At 70.9% G+C, this 17,036-nt stretch carries 17 protein-coding genes; 9 read left to right on the top strand and 8 right to left on the bottom strand.

Annotated features, from left to right (window positions below; all coding sequences use genetic code 11):
• Positions 1–56: 56 nt before the first annotated feature.
• From L3Q67_RS14245 to groL, 5 genes are all read left to right on the top strand, one after another.
• Entirely contained in the window at positions 57–734 is a 678-nt protein-coding gene (locus tag L3Q67_RS14245; RefSeq protein ID WP_499189948.1) for an AIM24 family protein, read from the top strand.
• Positions 735–743: 9 nt separating this feature from the next.
• Positions 744–1,337: an AIM24 family protein gene (locus tag L3Q67_RS14250; protein WP_209662852.1), complete on the top strand. Its 594-nt coding sequence runs from the start codon at positions 744–746 to the stop codon at positions 1,335–1,337.
• 104 nt (positions 1,338–1,441) lie between these two features.
• Positions 1,442–1,648 carry a cold-shock protein gene (locus tag L3Q67_RS14255; RefSeq protein ID WP_209662851.1) on the top strand — a complete coding sequence of 69 codons (207 nt, stop codon included), beginning with the start codon at positions 1,442–1,444 and terminating at the stop codon, positions 1,646–1,648.
• Between the two features lie 77 nt (positions 1,649–1,725).
• Positions 1,726–3,219 (top strand): serine/threonine-protein kinase, encoded by a 1,494-nt coding sequence (locus tag L3Q67_RS14260; RefSeq protein WP_499189949.1) that lies wholly within the window; start codon positions 1,726–1,728, stop codon positions 3,217–3,219.
• Between the two features lie 228 nt (positions 3,220–3,447).
• On the top strand, positions 3,448–5,076 hold the full coding sequence (groL, locus tag L3Q67_RS14265; protein WP_499189950.1) for a chaperonin GroEL: 1,629 nt from the start codon (positions 3,448–3,450) through the stop codon (positions 5,074–5,076).
• 323 nt (positions 5,077–5,399) lie between these two features.
• Here groL and L3Q67_RS14270 read toward each other — a convergent pair whose 3' ends face one another.
• Positions 5,400–5,624, bottom strand: a complete 225-nt coding sequence (locus L3Q67_RS14270; RefSeq protein WP_499189951.1) for a PspC domain-containing protein — start codon at positions 5,622–5,624, stop codon at positions 5,400–5,402.
• A 98-nt stretch (positions 5,625–5,722) separates the two neighbouring features.
• Between L3Q67_RS14270 and L3Q67_RS14275 the strand changes: the two genes are divergently transcribed.
• The gene (locus L3Q67_RS14275) at positions 5,723–6,517 is read left to right on the top strand and encodes a transporter substrate-binding domain-containing protein (protein WP_499189952.1); all 795 of its coding nucleotides are present in this window, start codon (positions 5,723–5,725) and stop codon (positions 6,515–6,517) included.
• Here L3Q67_RS14275 and L3Q67_RS14280 read toward each other — a convergent pair.
• A complete protein-coding gene (locus tag L3Q67_RS14280) occupies positions 6,484–7,461 on the bottom strand; it encodes an o-succinylbenzoate synthase (protein ID WP_499189953.1) in 978 nt (325 codons plus the stop codon). The genes L3Q67_RS14275 and L3Q67_RS14280 overlap by 34 nt on opposite strands.
• Here L3Q67_RS14280 and L3Q67_RS14285 point away from each other — a divergent pair.
• Positions 7,460–10,270, top strand: a complete 2,811-nt coding sequence (locus L3Q67_RS14285; RefSeq protein ID WP_499189954.1) for an AfsR/SARP family transcriptional regulator — start codon at positions 7,460–7,462, stop codon at positions 10,268–10,270. The two genes, L3Q67_RS14280 and L3Q67_RS14285, sit on opposite strands and share 2 nt — an antisense overlap.
• Before the next feature lie 148 nt (positions 10,271–10,418).
• Positions 10,419–11,390, top strand: coding sequence for a zinc-dependent alcohol dehydrogenase (locus L3Q67_RS14290; RefSeq protein WP_499189955.1), 972 nt, complete (start codon positions 10,419–10,421; stop codon positions 11,388–11,390).
• On the opposite strand, the gene L3Q67_RS14295 is transcribed toward L3Q67_RS14290, so the two are convergent.
• The 5 genes from L3Q67_RS14295 to L3Q67_RS14315 all read right to left on the bottom strand — a co-directional run bounded on the left by L3Q67_RS14295 (position 11,378) and on the right by L3Q67_RS14315 (position 15,143).
• On the bottom strand, positions 11,378–11,650 hold the full coding sequence (locus L3Q67_RS14295; RefSeq protein ID WP_499189956.1) for an IclR family transcriptional regulator: 273 nt from the start codon (positions 11,648–11,650) through the stop codon (positions 11,378–11,380). The genes L3Q67_RS14290 and L3Q67_RS14295 overlap by 13 nt on opposite strands.
• Before the next feature lie 106 nt (positions 11,651–11,756).
• Entirely contained in the window at positions 11,757–12,116 is a 360-nt protein-coding gene (locus L3Q67_RS14300; protein WP_499189957.1) for a hypothetical protein, read from the bottom strand.
• Entirely contained in the window at positions 12,113–12,595 is a 483-nt protein-coding gene (locus L3Q67_RS14305) for a hypothetical protein (RefSeq protein ID WP_499189958.1), read from the bottom strand. The genes L3Q67_RS14300 and L3Q67_RS14305 overlap by 4 nt, the downstream gene beginning before the upstream one ends.
• A 31-nt stretch (positions 12,596–12,626) precedes the next feature.
• Entirely contained in the window at positions 12,627–13,469 is an 843-nt protein-coding gene (locus tag L3Q67_RS14310) for a DUF72 domain-containing protein (RefSeq protein ID WP_499189959.1), read from the bottom strand.
• 36 nt (positions 13,470–13,505) lie between these two features.
• Positions 13,506–15,143 carry a DEAD/DEAH box helicase gene (locus L3Q67_RS14315; RefSeq protein WP_499189960.1) on the bottom strand — a complete coding sequence of 546 codons (1,638 nt, stop codon included), beginning with the start codon at positions 15,141–15,143 and terminating at the stop codon, positions 13,506–13,508.
• 102 nt (positions 15,144–15,245) lie between these two features.
• Between L3Q67_RS14315 and L3Q67_RS14320 the strand changes: the two genes are divergently transcribed.
• A complete protein-coding gene (locus L3Q67_RS14320) occupies positions 15,246–15,884 on the top strand; it encodes a TetR/AcrR family transcriptional regulator (RefSeq protein WP_423580492.1) in 639 nt (212 codons plus the stop codon).
• A 149-nt stretch (positions 15,885–16,033) separates the two neighbouring features.
• Here the strand turns inward: L3Q67_RS14320 and L3Q67_RS14325 are convergent, their stop codons facing one another.
• Positions 16,034–17,008: an ABC transporter substrate-binding protein gene (locus tag L3Q67_RS14325; RefSeq protein ID WP_499189961.1), complete on the bottom strand. Its 975-nt coding sequence runs from the start codon at positions 17,006–17,008 to the stop codon at positions 16,034–16,036.
• Positions 17,009–17,036: the final 28 nt, after the last annotated feature.

A 17,036-nucleotide genomic window follows, 5' to 3' on the forward strand; every position in this document is an offset into this window, starting at 1 on the left:
CGTGCAAGACTCTCCCCGCCGCACGGCGATTCGACATGAGGTCACGGAGGGGTTCCATGCAGGTCAATGTCCGCCAGCAACCGTCGTTCGCGGTGGCCAGGCTGTCGCTCGCCCCCGGCGAGCCCGCCCAGGTCGAGGCCGGCGCGATGATGGCGACCAGCTATGGCGTGCAGGTCCAGTCCAAGGCGCAGGGCGGGATCATGAAGGGCCTCGGCCGGGCCTTTCTCTCCGGGGAGTCCTTCTTCATCTCCACCTTCACCGCCCCGCAGAACGGTGGCTGGGTGGACGTGGCGGCCAACCTGCCCGGCGACATCCAGGTGATCAACCTCGACGGCCGCACCGGCTGGTGCGTCACGAAGGGCTCCTGGCTCGCCTCCTCGCACGCGGTGACCACCGAAACCCGCTGGGGCGGCTTCGGCAACCTGGTCGGCGGCGAGGGCGGCTTCCTCACCCACGCGCACGGCCAGGGGCAGCTGGTCGTGGCCTGCTACGGCGCGCTCGAGACGGTCACGCTGCAGCCGGGCGAGGTGATCACCGTCGACTCCGGTCACGTGGTCGCCTACGCCGACACCGTGCAGACGCAGACCCGCAAGGTGGCCAGCGGCTTCATCCAGTCGATGAAGAGCGGCGAGGGGCTGGTGTTCGACTTCGCCGGTCCCGGCCAGGTGCTGACCCAGACCCGCAACCCGGCGGCGCTGGCGGCGTGGATCGTCGCACAGGTACCGCAGCGGTAGGGCGCGAAGATGCGGGTGCACACGCGGCACACGCCTGCCTTCGGCGTCGCCAGGGTCGTGCTCGGTCCTGGCGAAGCCGTGCAGGCGGCCGCGGAAGCGTTGCTGGCCAGCAGTTTCGGGGTGGCGCCCAGCGCGCCGTCGCGCAAGGGCGGCCCGGTGGTCTTCACCGCGCCCGCCGAGGGCGGCTGGGTCGACCTCGCGCCCAAGCGGGCCGGTGACGTCTACCCGCTGGAGTTCGACGGCACCCAGGGCTGGTGCGTGGCCAAGGACGCGGTCCTCGCCCGGCCCGCCGGGGTCCGCCGCGACCAGCACTGGCCCGCGCTGCAGTCGCTGTTCGGCGGCGACGGCGGGTTCCTCGACCACTACGCCGGCGTCGGGCCGCTGATCCTGAGCTGCACCGGGCCGGTCGAGGTGTTCAGCCTGGACCCCGGCGAGATCGTCACGGTGACGCCCGGCTTCCTGGTCGCCTACCCGGACAACGTCCAGGTGCGGTTGCGCGCGATCGATCCGTCCGGCCCGCAGTCGGTGCGCACCGGGGAGGGGCTCGCGCTCGATTTCGCCGGTCCCGGCCGGGTGCTCGTGCAGGCTCGGAGTGCCCGCTAGCGCAGGCGATTTTGCGCCGATTTGACCAATGCCGGGTCTGTTCGATCCGGTAGCGTGAATCCACCTCACCCTTGGCTTCGGCGTGCACTACAAGGAGGACGGGCGTGGCGAACGGCACGGTCAAGTGGTTCAACTCGGAAAAGGGCTACGGCTTCATCGAGTGCTCGGACGGCCCGGATGTGTTCGTCCACTACTCGGCGATCCAGGCCGACGGCTTCCGCACCCTGGACGAGGGGGACCGGGTCGAGTTCGAGGTCCAGTCGGGCCGGGACGGCCGCAGCCAGGCGGCCGACGTCCGCAAGGTTCCCTGAGCCCTTCCACCGGGTGAAAACCGCCGAGACGCCGAACCGGGAGCGGCTGCCGTGGACAGGGCATTAGGCTGCACGGCGTGACAGGCGATGTGTCGGGGGACCTCACCGGTCGCCGGCTGGGCAACTACCGCATCGACGGGGTGCTCGGCAAGGGCGGCATGAGCGTGATGTATCGGGCCACCGACGTGCGACTGGGTCGCAAGGTGGCGTTGAAGGTGATCGGCGAGCACCTGGGCGCCGACGCCGAGTTCCGCGAACGGTTCGTCGACGAGGCGCGCAGCACCTCGGCGATCGACCACGCCAACGTCGTCCCGCTCTACGACTTCGGCGAACTCGACGGCATGCTCTACATCGCCATGCGCCTGGTCGACGGCAAGGACCTCGCCGGGCTGATCAACGGCGCCCCGATGGCCCCGGACCGGACGCTGGGCCTGCTCGAACAGGTCGCCGACGCACTGGACACCCTGCACGGCCGCGGCCTCGTGCACCTCGACGTGAAACCGGCGAACGTGCTGGTCACCAGCCGGGAATCGGCCCGCGAGCACGTCTACGTCGCCGACTTCGGCCTGACCAGGCGAGGCGCCACCGGGCACCGCACCCGCGGCGGCGACTTCCTCGGCTCACCGACCTACGCCGCGCCGGAGCACCTGCGCGGGGAACCGCTCGACGGCCGCACCGACCAGTACGCGCTGGCCTGCGTGCTCTACGCCTGCCTGACCGGCAGCCCGCCGTTCAAGGGCGACGTGCCCGCGGTGATCAAGGGGCACCTGCAGGGAGAACCGCCGTCGGTCTCGCGGGTGGTCTCGCTGCCGCCCGCCATCGACGAGGTGATCCGCAAGGGCATGGCGAAGAGCGCGGGTGACCGCTACGCCAGCTGCGTTGAGCTGGTCGCCGCGGCCCGCCGGGCGCTGGAGTCCGCGCCGCCGGTCGCCGCCGGCCCGCCGTCGCACGTGGCCACCGGGCCGCCGTCGCAGCCGCAACCGGTTGCCGTCAGCTCGCCGGGCCAGCAGAGTGCACCCCAACCACGACCACCGCAGGGCGAGGGGGCCCGGATGCACCCGTACGGACAAGGCGGTCCTCAGCAACCGCAGCAGCAGCCACCGCCCGGGTACGGGCCGCCGCCCGGCATGCCCCCGCAGGGGATGCCGCCCCAGGGCATGCCGCCGCAAGGCATGCCGCCCCAGGGGTACGGCACTCCGCCGCCCGGGTACGGCCCGCCACCGGGCATGCCCCCGCAAGGGCCGCCGCCCGGGTACGGCCCGCCGCCCGGTGACCCGATGCGGTTGCGCCCGCCGTCCCCCGCGGGCATGTCTCCGTGGGAGGAGAAGAAGAGCAGCAAGGCCTGGCTGATCTGGCTGATCGTCGGGCTCGTCGTGGTGGCCGGTGGCATCGTGCTGGTCCTCTTCCTCACCCAGGGTGACGACAGCGCCGGGGACCCCCCGGCCAATCGCGGCACCAACCAGCCCGCGCCGTCCATCCCGGTCGGCGAGGGTCCCGCGACCGGGCAACCCGGTGAGACCGGCGGCAACAAGCCCCCGCCCACCTCCATCCCGATCAAGCCGGGCGGCTGACCAGCACTTCTTGCACTCGCCCCGGGGGAGTGCTAAACAGGCTTTAGCACTCGATACGTTAGAGTGCCAGACGGGCGGTACCGATCGCCCGCCTCATGGTCGGGACGGTGAGGCCGAGCCCCGGGAAACCGAGCCGGTCGTCCGTCGCGGGCACCGAACCTGGCCGAGGAAGTGTTCCTGCCGCCGCTGTGCCAGTGGCGGCGCCCAATATCGGAGGACCACACCGCAATGGCCAAACTGATCGCGTTCGACGAGGACGCCCGCCGCGGTCTTGAGCGCGGCCTCAACATCCTCGCCGAAGCCGTCAAGGTGACGCTCGGCCCGCGTGGCCGCAACGTCGTGCTCGAAAAGAAGTGGGGCGCGCCGACGATCACCAACGACGGTGTCTCCATCGCCAAGGAGATCGAGCTCGAGGACCCCTGGGAGAAGATCGGGGCCGAGCTCGTCAAGGAAGTTGCCAAGAAGACCGACGACGTCGCGGGTGACGGCACCACCACCGCCACCGTGCTCGCCCAGGCCCTCGTCCGCGAGGGGCTGCGCAACGTGGCCGCCGGCGCTGACCCGATCAGCCTCAAGCGTGGCATCGAGCAGGCCGTCGAAGCCATCATCGAGCAGCTGCACAAGGCCGCCGTGCCGGTCGAGACCAAGGAGCAGATCTCTGCCACGGCCTCGATCTCCGCTGCCGACCGCACCATCGGTGAGCTGATCGCCGAGGCGCTGGACAAGGTCGGCAAGGAAGGTGTCGTCACCGTCGAGGAGTCGAACACCTTCGGGCTCGAGCTCGAGCTGACCGAGGGCATGCGCTTCGACAAGGGCTACATCTCCGGTTACTTCGTGACCGACGCCGAGCGCCAGGAAGCCGAGCTGGAGGACCCCTACGTCCTGCTGTACGGCTCCAAGATCTCGAACGTCAAGGACGTGCTGCCGCTGCTGGAGAAGGTCATCCAGTCCGGCAAGCCGCTGCTGATCATCTCCGAGGACGTCGAGGGCGAGGCGCTGGCCACCCTGGTCGTCAACAAGATCCGCGGCACCTTCAAGTCCGTCGCCGTCAAGGCGCCCGGCTTCGGTGACCGCCGCAAGGCCATCCTGCAGGACATCGCGATCCTGACCGGTGGCCAGGTGATCTCGGAGGACGTCGGCCTCAAGCTGGAGAACGCGGACCTGTCGCTGCTGGGCCGCGCCCGCAAGGCGGTCATCACCAAGGACGAGACGACCATCGTCGAGGGTGCCGGTGACGCCGACCAGATCCAGGGTCGCGTCAACCAGATCCGCGCCGAGATCGAGAACTCGGACTCGGACTACGACCGCGAGAAGCTGCAGGAGCGGCTGGCCAAGCTGGCCGGCGGCGTGGCCGTGATCAAGGCCGGTGCCGCCACCGAGGTCGAGCTCAAGGAGCGCAAGCACCGCATCGAGGACGCGGTGCGCAACGCCAAGGCCGCCGTCGAAGAGGGCATCGTCGCCGGTGGTGGCGTCGCGCTGCTGCAGGCCGCCGAGGCCGCCTTCGCGGGCCTGAAGCTCGAGGGCGACGAGGCGACCGGCGCGAACATCGTCAAGGTCGCCGTCGAGGCTCCGCTGAAGCAGATCGCCATCAACGCCGGCCTCGAAGGCGGCGTCGTGGTGGAGAAGGTCAAGGGCCTGCCGCAGGGTCACGGCCTGAACGCCGCCACGGGTGTCTACGAGGACCTGCTCGCCGCCGGCGTGCCGGACCCCACCAAGGTCACCCGCTCCGCGCTGCAGAACGCCGCCTCCATCGCGGCGCTGTTCCTGACCACCGAAGCCGTTGTCGCGGACAAGCCGGAGAAGGCCTCGGCCGCCCCGGCCGACCCGTCGGGCGGCATGGGTGGCATGGACTTCTGAGTCCAGCCCTTCGCTAGTCACCAAGGCCCGGCCCACGTACACGTGGACCGGGCCTTCGGTCTTTCCAGGGGCGCCCGGCCGCGGCCCGGCCCCCGGGAGGGGACACAAATGTGGCTTTCGGAGCGGAATACGCCCCCAAAGCCACATTCGTGTCCATGCCCCCCGGCCGCGGCCCCCAGCCCCCGAAATCTCCGAGCCCCGCGCTCGATCACCCTCCGCTGCCCGCGCGAGTGTCGAACTCGGCTGCCTGAACGTGGGATTTGGCTGCCTGAGTGTGGAACTCGGGTGCGCGAACGTGGGGTTCGGGTGCGCGAACGTGGGGGTCAGGGGGTGGGGGTGGGGTCTTCGGGCATGAGGAGCCAGCAGGCGGCGTAGACGAGGACGGGCGTGCCGACGCCGAAGATGGTGGCGGCGACCAGCAGGATGCGCAGGATCGCGGCGTCCACGCCGAGCATGCGCGCCCAGCCGCCGCACACCCCCGCCAGCATCTTGTCGCTGCTGCTGCGGCGGAGCTTCTTGGTCTCTGGCTGGTACACGTTGTTCGTCATACGTCCATGGTGTGGCCGGGCCGGGCACGCGGACATCAGGGAACAGCCCTGGCCCGACCCGGAATCGGGGACCCCGAGGATGTGGTTGGCTGCGGGGTATGACGGTTCGGAAAACGGCGCTCTGGCTCGTCGCGCTGGCCCTGCTCGGCATGGGAACGGCGAGCGCCGCGGGCCCCGCGAAGCAACCCGGCAGCGAACTCGACCGCGTGCTCGCCCGCGGTGAGGTGAAGGTGTGCAGCACCGGCGACTACCGCCCGTTCACCTACCGCGACCCGGCGACCGGGCAGTGGAGCGGGATCGACATCGACATGGCCGGGGACTTCGCCCAGCGGCTCGGCGTGCGCCTGGAGATCGTCCCCACCACCTGGAAGACCCTCGTCGACGACCTCGGCCGCACCTGCGACCTGTCCATGGGCGGCATCTCGATCACCATCGAACGCGCCAAGCGCGCCTTCTACACCGAGGCCTACGTCAAGGACGGCAAGACCCCGATCACCCGCTGCGAGAACGCCGAGCGCTTCCAGACCCTCGAGCAGATCGACCAGCCGGGCGTGCGCGCCATCGTCAACCCCGGCGGCACGAACGAGCAGTTCGCCGACGTCTACCTCAAGCAGGCGACCATCGTCCGCCACCCGGACAACAACACCATCTTCACCGAGATCATCGAAGGCCGTGCGGACCTGATGATCACCGACGCGGTGGAGACCCGCTGGCAGGCCAAGGAGCACCCCGAGCTGTGCTCGGTCCACCCCGACCAGCCGTTCACCTTCGCCGAGAAGGCCTACCTGCTGCCGCGCGGGGACGTCGTGTTCCAGGAATGGGTCGACCAGTGGCTCAACCTCGCCCGCCACGACGGCACCTACGACCGGTTCGCCGCCGCCTGGATCGGCTGAACGCGCGCCAGCCGGTCGAGCCACCACGCCCGCCGGGCGTCGTCGGCCCGGACCGCCTCGAACCGGTCCGGCTCCGGCGCCCGGCGCGGCACCGGCAGGTAACCATCCACAGGGGACAGTGGAGTGGAGGTGACGTCGTCGGTCAGCAACGCGGCCGTCCCGAGCCCGCAGGCGAAGTCCAGCGACGGCAGCGCCCCGGCCAGCGCCAGCCCGGCGGCCAGCCCGACGCTGCTCTCCACCGCCGAGGACACCACGCACGGCAGCCCGCAGGCTTCGGCCACGCGCAACGCCCGCCGCACCCCGCCGAGCGGCGCCACCTTGATCACCGCGACGTCGGCGGCTCCGGCGACGGCCACCTTCAACGGGTCTTCGGCACGCCGGATCGACTCGTCGGCGGCGATCCGCACGTCGACCCGGCGCCGCACGGCGGCCAGTTCCTCGATGGACGCGCACGGCTGCTCGGCGTACTCCAGCCCGCCCGCCGCGCGATCCAGTTCGCGGATGGCGTGCACCGCTTCGTCGACCTCCCATGCCATGTTGGCGTCCACGCGGATCGCGCCGGCAGGGCCGAGCGCCGAGCGCACCGCGGCCACCCGGTCGCAGTCCTCGCTCAGCGTGGTGCCCGCGCCGGCCACCTTCACCTTCGCCGTCCGGCAGCCGGACGCGGCGACCAGTTCGTGCGCGCGGTCGGGATCCAGGACCGGCACCGTGGCGTTGACCGGGATGCGGTCCCGCACCGGCTCGGGCCAGCCCCGCTCACCGGCTTCCACGGCGGAGGCGAGCCATGGCACGCTCTCGGCGTCGGAGTACTCGGCGAACGGGCAGAACTCACCCCAACCCGCCTCGCCCCGCAGGAGCAGGCCTTCCCGGGTGGTGATGCCGCGGAAGCGGTGCCGCATCGGCGCCGCGTAGACCAGGACCGATGACGTGGACAGGGAGGGCATGGACCACATGGTGGCAAACCAGGGCCCGGCGCTCGAGTTCGGCGTGCTCGGCCCCGTCGAGGTGCGTGCGGGCGGGGCGCCGGTGCCGGTCGGCGGCAGCAAGCCGCTGATCGTGCTGGCCGGGTTGCTGCTGCGGGCGAACCGGGTGGTCACGGTCGAGGAGCTGTCGTGGTGGCTCTGGGACAGTGACGAGACGCGCTGGTCGAAGGGCGCGTTGCAGACCTACGTGCTGCGCGTGCGGCGTGCGCTCGGGGAGCACGCCAGCATCCGCACCGAACGCGGCGGTTACGTGCTGGAGGTGGCACCGGAGGCGATCGACCTCGGCCGGTTCCGGGCGAACGCCGAGCGCGGCAGGCAGGCGGCCGAGCGCGGTGAGCTGCGCGAAGCCGCGGTCGCGTTCACCGACGCGCTCGTCCAGTGGCGCGGGCCCGCCTTGTCCAATGTGGACTCCGACGCGCTGGTCCGCGACGAGGTCAGCCAGCTCGACGACGAACGGCTCGGCGTGCGCGAACAGTGGGCCGAGGTGATGCTCGGGCTCGGTGAGCACCACGCCGTCGTGCCCCAGCTGTTCGCACTGGCCAGGGAAAACCCGCTGCGGGAACGCCTGCACGAACAGCTCATGCTCGCCCTGCACCGGTCCGGGCGGCAGTCCGACGCGCTGGCGGTGTACCGGTCGATCAGCGCGGCGCTGACCGAGGAGCTGGGCCTGGATCCGGGACCGTCGCTGCGGCGCGCGCACCAGGCCGTGCTCGCCGGTGAGCACGGCACCTACACCCGGCAGCGCGGCGAAACGCTGGTGCCACGTCAATTGCCCGGCGACTTCGCCGGATTCATCGGCCGTCACCAGGCGCTTTCACGCCTGCGTGAACTCGTGCGCGCCGAATCGGCGCCGATCGCGTCGATCGAAGGCATGGGCGGCGTCGGCAAGACCACCCTGGCCGTCCACTTCGCGCACGAGGTCGCCGAGCGCTACCCCGGCGGCCAGCTCTACACCGACCTGCGCGGATACGGCCCCGGCGGTCCGCTCGAACCGCAGGCGGCACTCGAAATGATGCTGACCGCGATGGGCGTGCCCGCCGACGACATCCCCGCCGGGCTGGCGCAGCGCTCGGCGTTGTGGCGCACGCACACGGCCAGCCGACGCGTGCTGGTGGTGCTGGACAACGCGGGCAGCACCGAACAGGTGCGCCCGCTGCTGCCCGGCCCCGGTTCCTTGGTGCTGGTGACCAGCCGGTCGCGGTTGCGGTCGATGGCCGCGGTGCACGGTGCCCGCCGCATCCCACTGGACGAACTGCCGGTGACGGACGCCGTCGAATTGCTCGCGGGCATCGTCGGCCAGGACGCGGTGCGGGCCGATCCGATCGCCGCGCGCGAATTCGCCGCGCGCTGCGGCCGGTTGCCGCTGGCGATCCGGATCCTGGCCGTGCGGGCCTCACAGTTCCCCGAGGTGCCGCTGGCGGACTTCGTCGCCGACTTCGACCGCGAGCAGGACAAGCTCGACTCGTTCGACCTCAACGACGGCGACGAGACCGATCTGCGTGCCGTGTTCGCGCGCTCGTACCACGCGCTGGACGATTCGTGTGCCCGCTTGCTGCGGCTGCTCGGGTTGCCGGAAGAGGCGCGGGACTTCACCGCCGCGTCGGCCGCCGCGCTCGCCGGGATCGGCCTGCGGGAAGCGCGGATGAGCCTGGACCGGCTGGCGTCGGCGCACCTGATCGGCGAGCCGCGGCCAGGCCGGTACCAGTTCCACGACCTGATCCGCGAGTTCGCCGCCGACCTGTGCCGCCGCACGGAAACCGAGGACACCCGCACGGCCGCGCTGCACCGGTTGCTGAGCTGGGCGCTCGACAGCACGCGCGCCGCCGCGGTCCACCTGCGGCCGGGCCGCCGGTACGACCTCATCCCGTCGCGCGAACTGGTCCCGTACGAGACGTTCCCGGATCGCGCGGCCGCGTTGACCTGGCACGACGCCGAAGTGGGCAACCTCGCCGCGCTGGTCCGGCTGGCCAACCGGATCGGCGCGCACGACCAGGCGTGGCAACTGGCCTGGGTGCTGCAGTCGTACTTCGTGGTCCGGACTCCGTTGCACGCCTGGAAAGCCGTGTTCGACGTCGCGCTGTCGTCCGCGGTGGCCTGCGGCGACCGGCGCGGGCAGGCGGGCATCCTCAGCGGGCTCGGGGTGCTGCACGGCGTGGCGCGGGAGGAACCGGAAGCCATCCGCTACCTGCTGCGGGTGCTCGCCATCCAGCGCGAGATCGGGGACCGCGAGGGCGAGGCCAGGGTGCAGTACAACCTGTCGATGGCCTACCAGAACACCGAGGAGCCACACCGCTCGCTGGAGCACGGTGAGGAGGCCATCCGGCTGGCGCGCGAGCTGGGGGTGGCCTCGCTGGAGGCCAACAGCCTGCAGGCGATGGCCGACACCAGCACCTACCTCGGCAGGCACGCCACCGCGCTCGCACTGGTCGACGCGGCGCTGGACGTCTGGCAGCGGATCGACGAGGCCGACAGCCAGCCGTTCCTGGTGCACAGCCGGGGGCGGGCGCTGCTCGGGCTCGGGCGCACCGACGAGGGCATCGCGTGCGTGCGCCAGTCGATCGACATGTTCACCTCGCGTGGGGAGCTCTACGAGGCGGGCGATGTGCTCGCCCAGCTCGGCACCATCTACCTGCACCTCGGCGATCGAGAAGAGGCGCGCGCCCACTGGCTGCGCGCGGTGCACGTGCTGACCGAGAGCGGGCATCCGTTCGCCGAAGACGTACGGGCCAAGCTCGCCGGGCTGGTCGGCACGGACATGCCCACGCGCTGACCCCCAGTAGTGCAGCGCGTGGGCACTTCGCCCGTACGAGTACTCAACCGCACCCCGCTCACTGACGGCTGACTCCTCGCTGTCACCTGCTGATCATGGGCACCACCTGCGCTAACATCGCGTGTGCGCAGGGTGCACGGGAGGTGGGATGAGGGCCGTCGTGCTGACCGGTCCGAGCAGGCTCGAGGCGATCGAGCTGGATCCGCCGGAGTGCGGTCCCCATGAGGTGCTGCTGAGCATGAGCGCGCTCGGCGTCGGTGACCAGGACGTGGCGGCCTTCCGCGGGCGGCGGCCGGTCGGTTCGCTGCCGTGGGTGCTGGGGCGGCAGGGGGTCGGGGAGATCGCCGCGATCGGCGAACGGGTGACCCGGCCGTACCGGCTGGGGCAGCAGGTCGTGGTCGAGCCGGACTTCTGCTGCCGTGGTTGCCGTGCCTGTGCCGCCTGGTTTTCCTCCGCCTGCGCCGAACGCGAGTCGATCGGCCTGGACCGGACCGGGCTGCTCGCCGAATTCGTCGCGGTCCCGGCGCATTTCACCTGGCCCGCACCGCGGGCGGTGCCGCACGAGGACCTCGTCTGCGTCGAACCGCTGGCCGAGGCGGTGGCCGCCGCGCGACGGGCGGCCGTGCAACCACGGCAGCGCGCGCTGTTGCTCGGCGCGGACACCCGGGGCCTGTTCCTGTGCCTGGTGTTGCGGGCGCGCGGGCTCGAGGTGATCGTGCGCGACCCGGTCACCGAGCGACTGGACCTGGCGTGCTCGCTGGGCGCACTGCCGTGGACTGCGGGCGACGACGAGTTCGACGTGGTCTTCGACAACTCCGGCAAGCGCACGGCGCTGGCCGAGGGCATCGGCGGCCTGCTGCCCGGCGGCACGGTCATGATGCTGACCGGCGCCGCCGCGCCACTGGACAACGCGGAAGTGCTCAAGCGGCAGCTGACCGTGCGCGGTTCACGCGGTTACGACCACCCGACCGACTTCCCGGCCACCGTCGACGCGCTGGCCAGCGGGGAATTCGAGCCAGGCAAACTCGCGCGACGGCGATACCCCCTGCAGCGGGCGAACCGGGCCTTCGAGGAGGCGGCGGTCAACGTGGCGAAGCCGTGGCTGTCCTACGACTGGTGATCCTCGGCCAGTTTGACCTGGCCGGCCAGGTAGGCGCGCCCGACCTCCATGGTGCGCGGGGCGAGCCGGAAGACGCGGTTGTGGCGTGTGAGGTAGCCCAGCTCGGTCAACGTGAGCAACAACCGGCGGGCCGTCGCCCGATCCAGGCCGGTGGCCTTGGCCGCTTCGCTCAGGGTCAGCTCGGGTCTGTCCGCGCTGAACGCGTGCAGCACCGCCATGGCTCTGGCGACGGACCGGACGAAGTGTCGGCCGTGGGACATGAGTACGCCCTTTTCTGACCAGCTGTGCGTATCGCGAACATCCTACGGCTTATCGCCGATCTCCGCCGACGGCAATCCGAGGAAGAGGCGCGCGGGAGCCCGACGGTCAGTCGGTGGCTTTCGGGTGACCGGTGCCCGCGTGCTGCACCCAGACCGTGTGCGCGGCTGTGTCCACGAGGTACCAGATCCGGCCACCGCCGGTGACCTCGATCTGCCACATCGGCAGCACTCGGCCACAGTGCTTCCCGGTGGCCAGGGTGCCCTTCAGCTGGTGGTGCCTGCCCGTGGGCCTGCCTGGCCCGGGGCCTGGATCGTGCCGCATGGTCTCCCAGGCATCGCGGGTGTTGCCCGGCGCCTGCTGGCACAGGTCCTGCCAGCCTTTCACCGCTTCGCTGGTGCTGAACCGGACATCCCACTCGTCGCCCACCGGCGGGGGAGCCACGCGGTCGCCGCGTTTGGGGCTCACTCGGCCTCGCTGGGGGCGGGCACCGGGCCCAGGTCTTCGCCGTCGCGCTGGAGGATTTCGGCCAGGGCGGGGTCCGCGTGCACTTCGGCGGTGTGCCGCCACGCGGCCACCAGGTTCGCCACGGGAGCCGGGTTGCGCAGGGATTCGGCTGCGGCCAGGGTCTCCACGAGCTCGACGACGAACGCCTGCACGTCCTCCTTCGGCAGGAACCTGACCCACGGGAACGCCGCCGGGACGACCTCCGTGGCCAGCGCGCGGGCCACGTCGTCGTGCTCCATCAGCGCCAGGAACATCCTCGTGGTCGCCGTGACCACCTCGGTCACCTGCGCGGCCCGCTCCTCGGTGACCAGCACCAGGTCCTGCACGTCCTTGCCGCGGCGGCGGATTCGCACGGACCGCGTGGCCGAGCGCTCGACCTGCCCCACCACGGCCAGTGGCTTGTTGGACAGGTCCGAGAAGTTGACCTCCGGTGCGGACATAGTTTCAAACTACTTGCAAAGTCCGCGGTTGTCACCCTCGTTCAGGGGTGGTCAGGTCGAGGCCGAGCAGGTTGCCCAGTTGGGTGGCGTCGCCGGGGGCTTTGACCTTGATGTCGTTGTCGAAGTAGACGTAAACGTCCAGGTCCTTCCGGTGCCACGCGCGGATCTTCGTGGCCCACCGCTTGAGGACCTTCTCCGAGTAGCCGCTCGCGTAGAGCTCCTCGTCGCCGTGGAGGCGGACGTAGACGAAGTCGGCGGTGACGTCCTCCATGAGGGGCCAGTTGCCGGCGCTGTCCGCGACCACCAGGCCGATCTTGTGCTTCCGCAGCAGCTCGACCGCCTCATCGGACTCGAAGCTCGGGTGCCGCACCTCCAGTGCGTGCCGCAGCGAGCGGTTGCGGCCCGGGGAGGTGCAGGCCTCGCCTTTGAGCTTGTCGTCGTGCTCCTCGGCGAGGGCCGCGGCGGCGCGGGTGGTGCGCGGCAGCTGGTCGAAGAACGACGTGAGCCGCTCGGCGTCGAAGGCGAGGCGCGGCGGGAGCTGCCACAGGAACGGGCCGAGCTTGTGGCCCAGCGCCAGCACGCCGCTGGCGAAGAAGTTCGCCAGCGGCGTGCGGACGTCGCGCAGTTGCTTCATGTGCGTGATGAACCGGCCGCCCTTGACCGCGAACACGAAGTCGCCCGGGGTCTCGGCGAACCAGGTGCGGTACCGCTCCGGGCGCTGCAACGAGTAGAACGAGCCGTTCAGCTCGGCGGTGTTGAACCGGTGCGACAGGTACTCCAGCTCCCGCCGCTGGACCAGTCCCTTCGGGTAGAACTTTCCCCGCCACGGCCCGTACCGCCAGCCCGAAGTGCCGATCCTGATGTCCGCCGTCACAGCACGAGGGCTAACCCGCCGCGAAGCCGGTGAAACTCAGCGCAGGTCGTCGGCGTCCCGGATCGTGTACGCGTAGCCCTGCTCGGCCAGGAAACGCTGCCGGTGCGCGGCGTACTCCGTGTCGACGGTGTCCCGCGCGACGACCGAGTAGAAGTGCGCCTGGCGGCCGTCGGCTTTCGGCCGCAGGAGCCGCCCCAGCCGCTGCGCCTCCTCCTGCCGCGAGCCGAAGGTGCCCGAGATCTGGATGGCCACCGACGCCTCGGGCAGGTCGATCGAGAAGTTCGCCACCTTCGACACCACCAGCGTGGCGAGCTCGCCGCGGCGGAACTTGTCGAACAGCTCCTCCCGCTCCTTGTTCCTGGTCGACCCCTGGATCACCGGCGCGTCCAGCTCGGCGCCGAGCATCTCCAGCTGGTCCAGGTAGGCCCCGATGATCAGCGTCGGCTCGCCGCGGTGCTTGTCCACAATGGACTTGATCACCGGGGTCTTGGTGTTGGCGGTGGCCGCGAGCTTGTACCGCTCCTCGGGTTCCGCGGTGGCGTAGAGCAGGCGCTCGTTGTCGGTCAGCGTGACCCGCACCTCGACGCATTCGGCGGGCGCGATCCAGCCCTGCGCCTCGATGTCTCGCCACGGGACGTCGTAGCGCTTCGGGCCGATCAGCGAGAAGACGTCGCCTTCGCGGCCGTCCTCGCGCACCAGGGTCGCGGTCAGCCCGAGCCGTCGCCGCGACTGGAGGTCGGCGGTCATCCGGAAGACCGGCGCGGGCAGCAGGTGCACCTCGTCGTAGACCACCAGGCCCCAGTCACGCGTGTCGAACAGCTCCAGGTGCTTGTACTCGCCCTTCGACTTGCGGGTGATCACCTGGTAGGTCGCGATGGTGACCGGGCGGACCTCCTTCTTCTCCCCGGAGTACTCGCCGATCTCTTCCTCGGTCAGCGAGGTCCGCGCGATCAGCTCGCGCTTCCACTGCCGCCCGGCCACGGTGTTGGTCACCAGGATCAGCGTGGTCGCCTTGGCGTGCGCCATCGCGGCCGCGCCGACCAGGGTCTTGCCCGCGCCGCACGGCAGCACGACCACGCCGGACCCGCCCTTGAAGAAGGCCTGCGCGGCTTGGCGCTGGTACTCGCGGAGCTGCCAGCCGTCCTCGTCGAGGTCGATCTGGTGCGCCTCGCCGTCGACGTACCCGGCCAGGTCCTCGGCGGGCCAGCCCGCCTTGAGCAGCATCTGCTTGAGCCGCCCGCGCTCGGACGGGTGCACGGCCACCGTGTCCGGGTCCAGCCTGCTGCCCAGCATCGGGGCGATCTTCTTGCTGCGGGAGACCTCTTCGAGTACCGCGCGGTCGGTGGTGGTCATCACCAGGCCGTGCGCCGGGTGGTTGGTGATCTGGAGCCTGCCGAAGCGGGCCATCGTGTCGACCACGTCGATCAGCAGCGGCTGCGGCACCGGGAAGCGCGAGAAGGAGGTCAGCGCGTCGACCACCTGCTCGGCGTCGTGCCCGGCGGCGCGGGCGTTCCACAGCGCCAGCGGGGTCACCCGGTAGGTGTGCACGTGTTCGGGGGCGCGTTCGAGTTCGGCGAAGGGCGCGATGGCGATCCGGGCGTCCTCGGCACGCGGATGGTCGACCTCGAGGAGCACGGTCTTGTCGGACTGGACGATCAGCGGGCCATCGGTCACGCCCTCCTTTATACGTTCCCCGGGTTCCGCTGAGCCGAAGACTCGGCGAGACGGGCTTCGTTGGGAGGCGTCATCGGCGCCCGGGCTGGCTACGATGGACGGGTGGTGGAACAGCTGGGTCTCCGGGAGCGCAAGAAGCAGCTGACGCGACGCCTCATCTCCGACACCGCGATCGACCTGTTCCTCGCTTCGGGGTTCGACTCGGTCTCGGTGGCCGAAGTGGCCGACGCGGCGGAGGTCTCCAAGCGCACGCTGTTCGCCTACTTCCCCACCAAAGAGGATCTGGTGGTCCACCGGTTCGCCCACCACGAGGGCGAGAACGCGCAGGTGGTGCGCAGCCGCACGGCCCGGCAGACACCGCTGATCGCCCTGCGCGCGCACTTCCTGGACGGGCTGCTCCGGCGCGACCCGGTCACCGGCCTCAACGACGACCCGAACCAGATCGCGCTGTACGCCATGGTCGTCGCGACGCCGAGCCTGTCCGCGCGGCTGCTGCAGTTCTACGAGGGCAGCGAGCGCGAACTGGTCAAGGAACTGGTGGGCGGGGACGGCGCCGACGACCTGATCGCCCGGCTGGCCGCCGCGCAGATAGTGGCCACGCAGCGCACCCTGCTGATGGACAACATCCGCCGCCTGACGAACGGGGCCCGCGCCTCGGACGCCTACCCGGACGCGGTCGCGGACGCGCGCAAGGCGTTCAAGCTCCTCCGCAGCGGCCTGGCGGAGTTCGGTCTCGGCTAGGCGCTGTCCGGTGAGTCAAGGTCGCGCTCTCCGCGCCCAGGCGGCACGGGCGAGTTCGGCCGAGTACGGCCAGTACGAGGCCGAATCGCCCGCACCGCCAGGAACCACCTGGATCACGAAGCCCATCGACCAGACCCACAGGGCAGCGCCTAGTTGGCCGCGGGGATCAATGCCTGCACGTCCAGGCGTTGTTTCAGCACGCCCGCGCTGTGCATGAGGTCCGCGACCCGTTGCAGCCGCACGCCGCTCAGCGAGCTCGGGTAGCTGCCCAGCGAGACCAGCGCGGCGGTGTTCGCGTTGATGCCGGCGAACGACGGCAGCGCCTGCCGCACGATGGCCGGGTCCGCGGCCTTCTGCTGCGCCTGGCTCAGCAGTGACCGGAACAATGCCAGCGTGCGCGGGTTGGCCTGGGCGAACACGGCGTTCGACGCGTAGGCGGACACCGGGAACTCGAGCGTCGCGCCGCGGGCGGTGTCGGCGAGCACCTTCGCGCCGAACTCCTGCTGCGCCAAGGTGATCTGCGGCTCGACCAGCCAGGCCGCGTCCGCGTCGCCGTCCCGCAATGTGGACATCATCTGGTCGGCACCACGCTGGGTGAACTTGATGCGGTTCGCCTCCACACCCGCGGTGGCCAGCACCGAGCGGGTGGTGAGCGTGCCGAGCCCGTCGAGGGTGTCCACCGCGATGGTCGGCGAACGCTTGGCGGTGGGCGAGTCGTAGGCCGAGCCGGGCAGGGTCACCAGTGCCATCGTGCCGGCGCCCGCGGTGTACGCCTCGCCCTGGAGTTGAAGCGCCACACCGTTTCCGGCGGCCTTGAACAACGCGACGTCGCGGCCGAAGGCGACGTCCAGCTCACCGGCGGCCAGCCGGCCCAGTCCTTCGTCGGCACCCGCCTGCTCGACCAGTTCCACCTTGAGCCCGGCCTGGGTGAACAAGCCCTCGGCTACCGCCATCCGGAGCGGGGCGCTCTCGATCGGGTTACCAACACCGACACGGAGAGTGTCACGTTCGGGCGCGGCCGGGGTGGCCTGCGGGTTCTTCTCGAAGGCCGAACAGCCACCGAGCGCGACCGTCAGCGCCACGACCAGCACTGCCGTGACGGCTCGCCGCGCTCCGGTGCCCATCGCTGCCTCTCGTAGCCGGGAAAACTCG

Origin of the sequence: Saccharothrix sp. AJ9571, assembly GCF_021725495.1 — a bacterium.
Taxonomy (GTDB): Bacteria; Actinomycetota; Actinomycetes; order Mycobacteriales; family Pseudonocardiaceae; genus Amycolatopsis; species Amycolatopsis magusensis.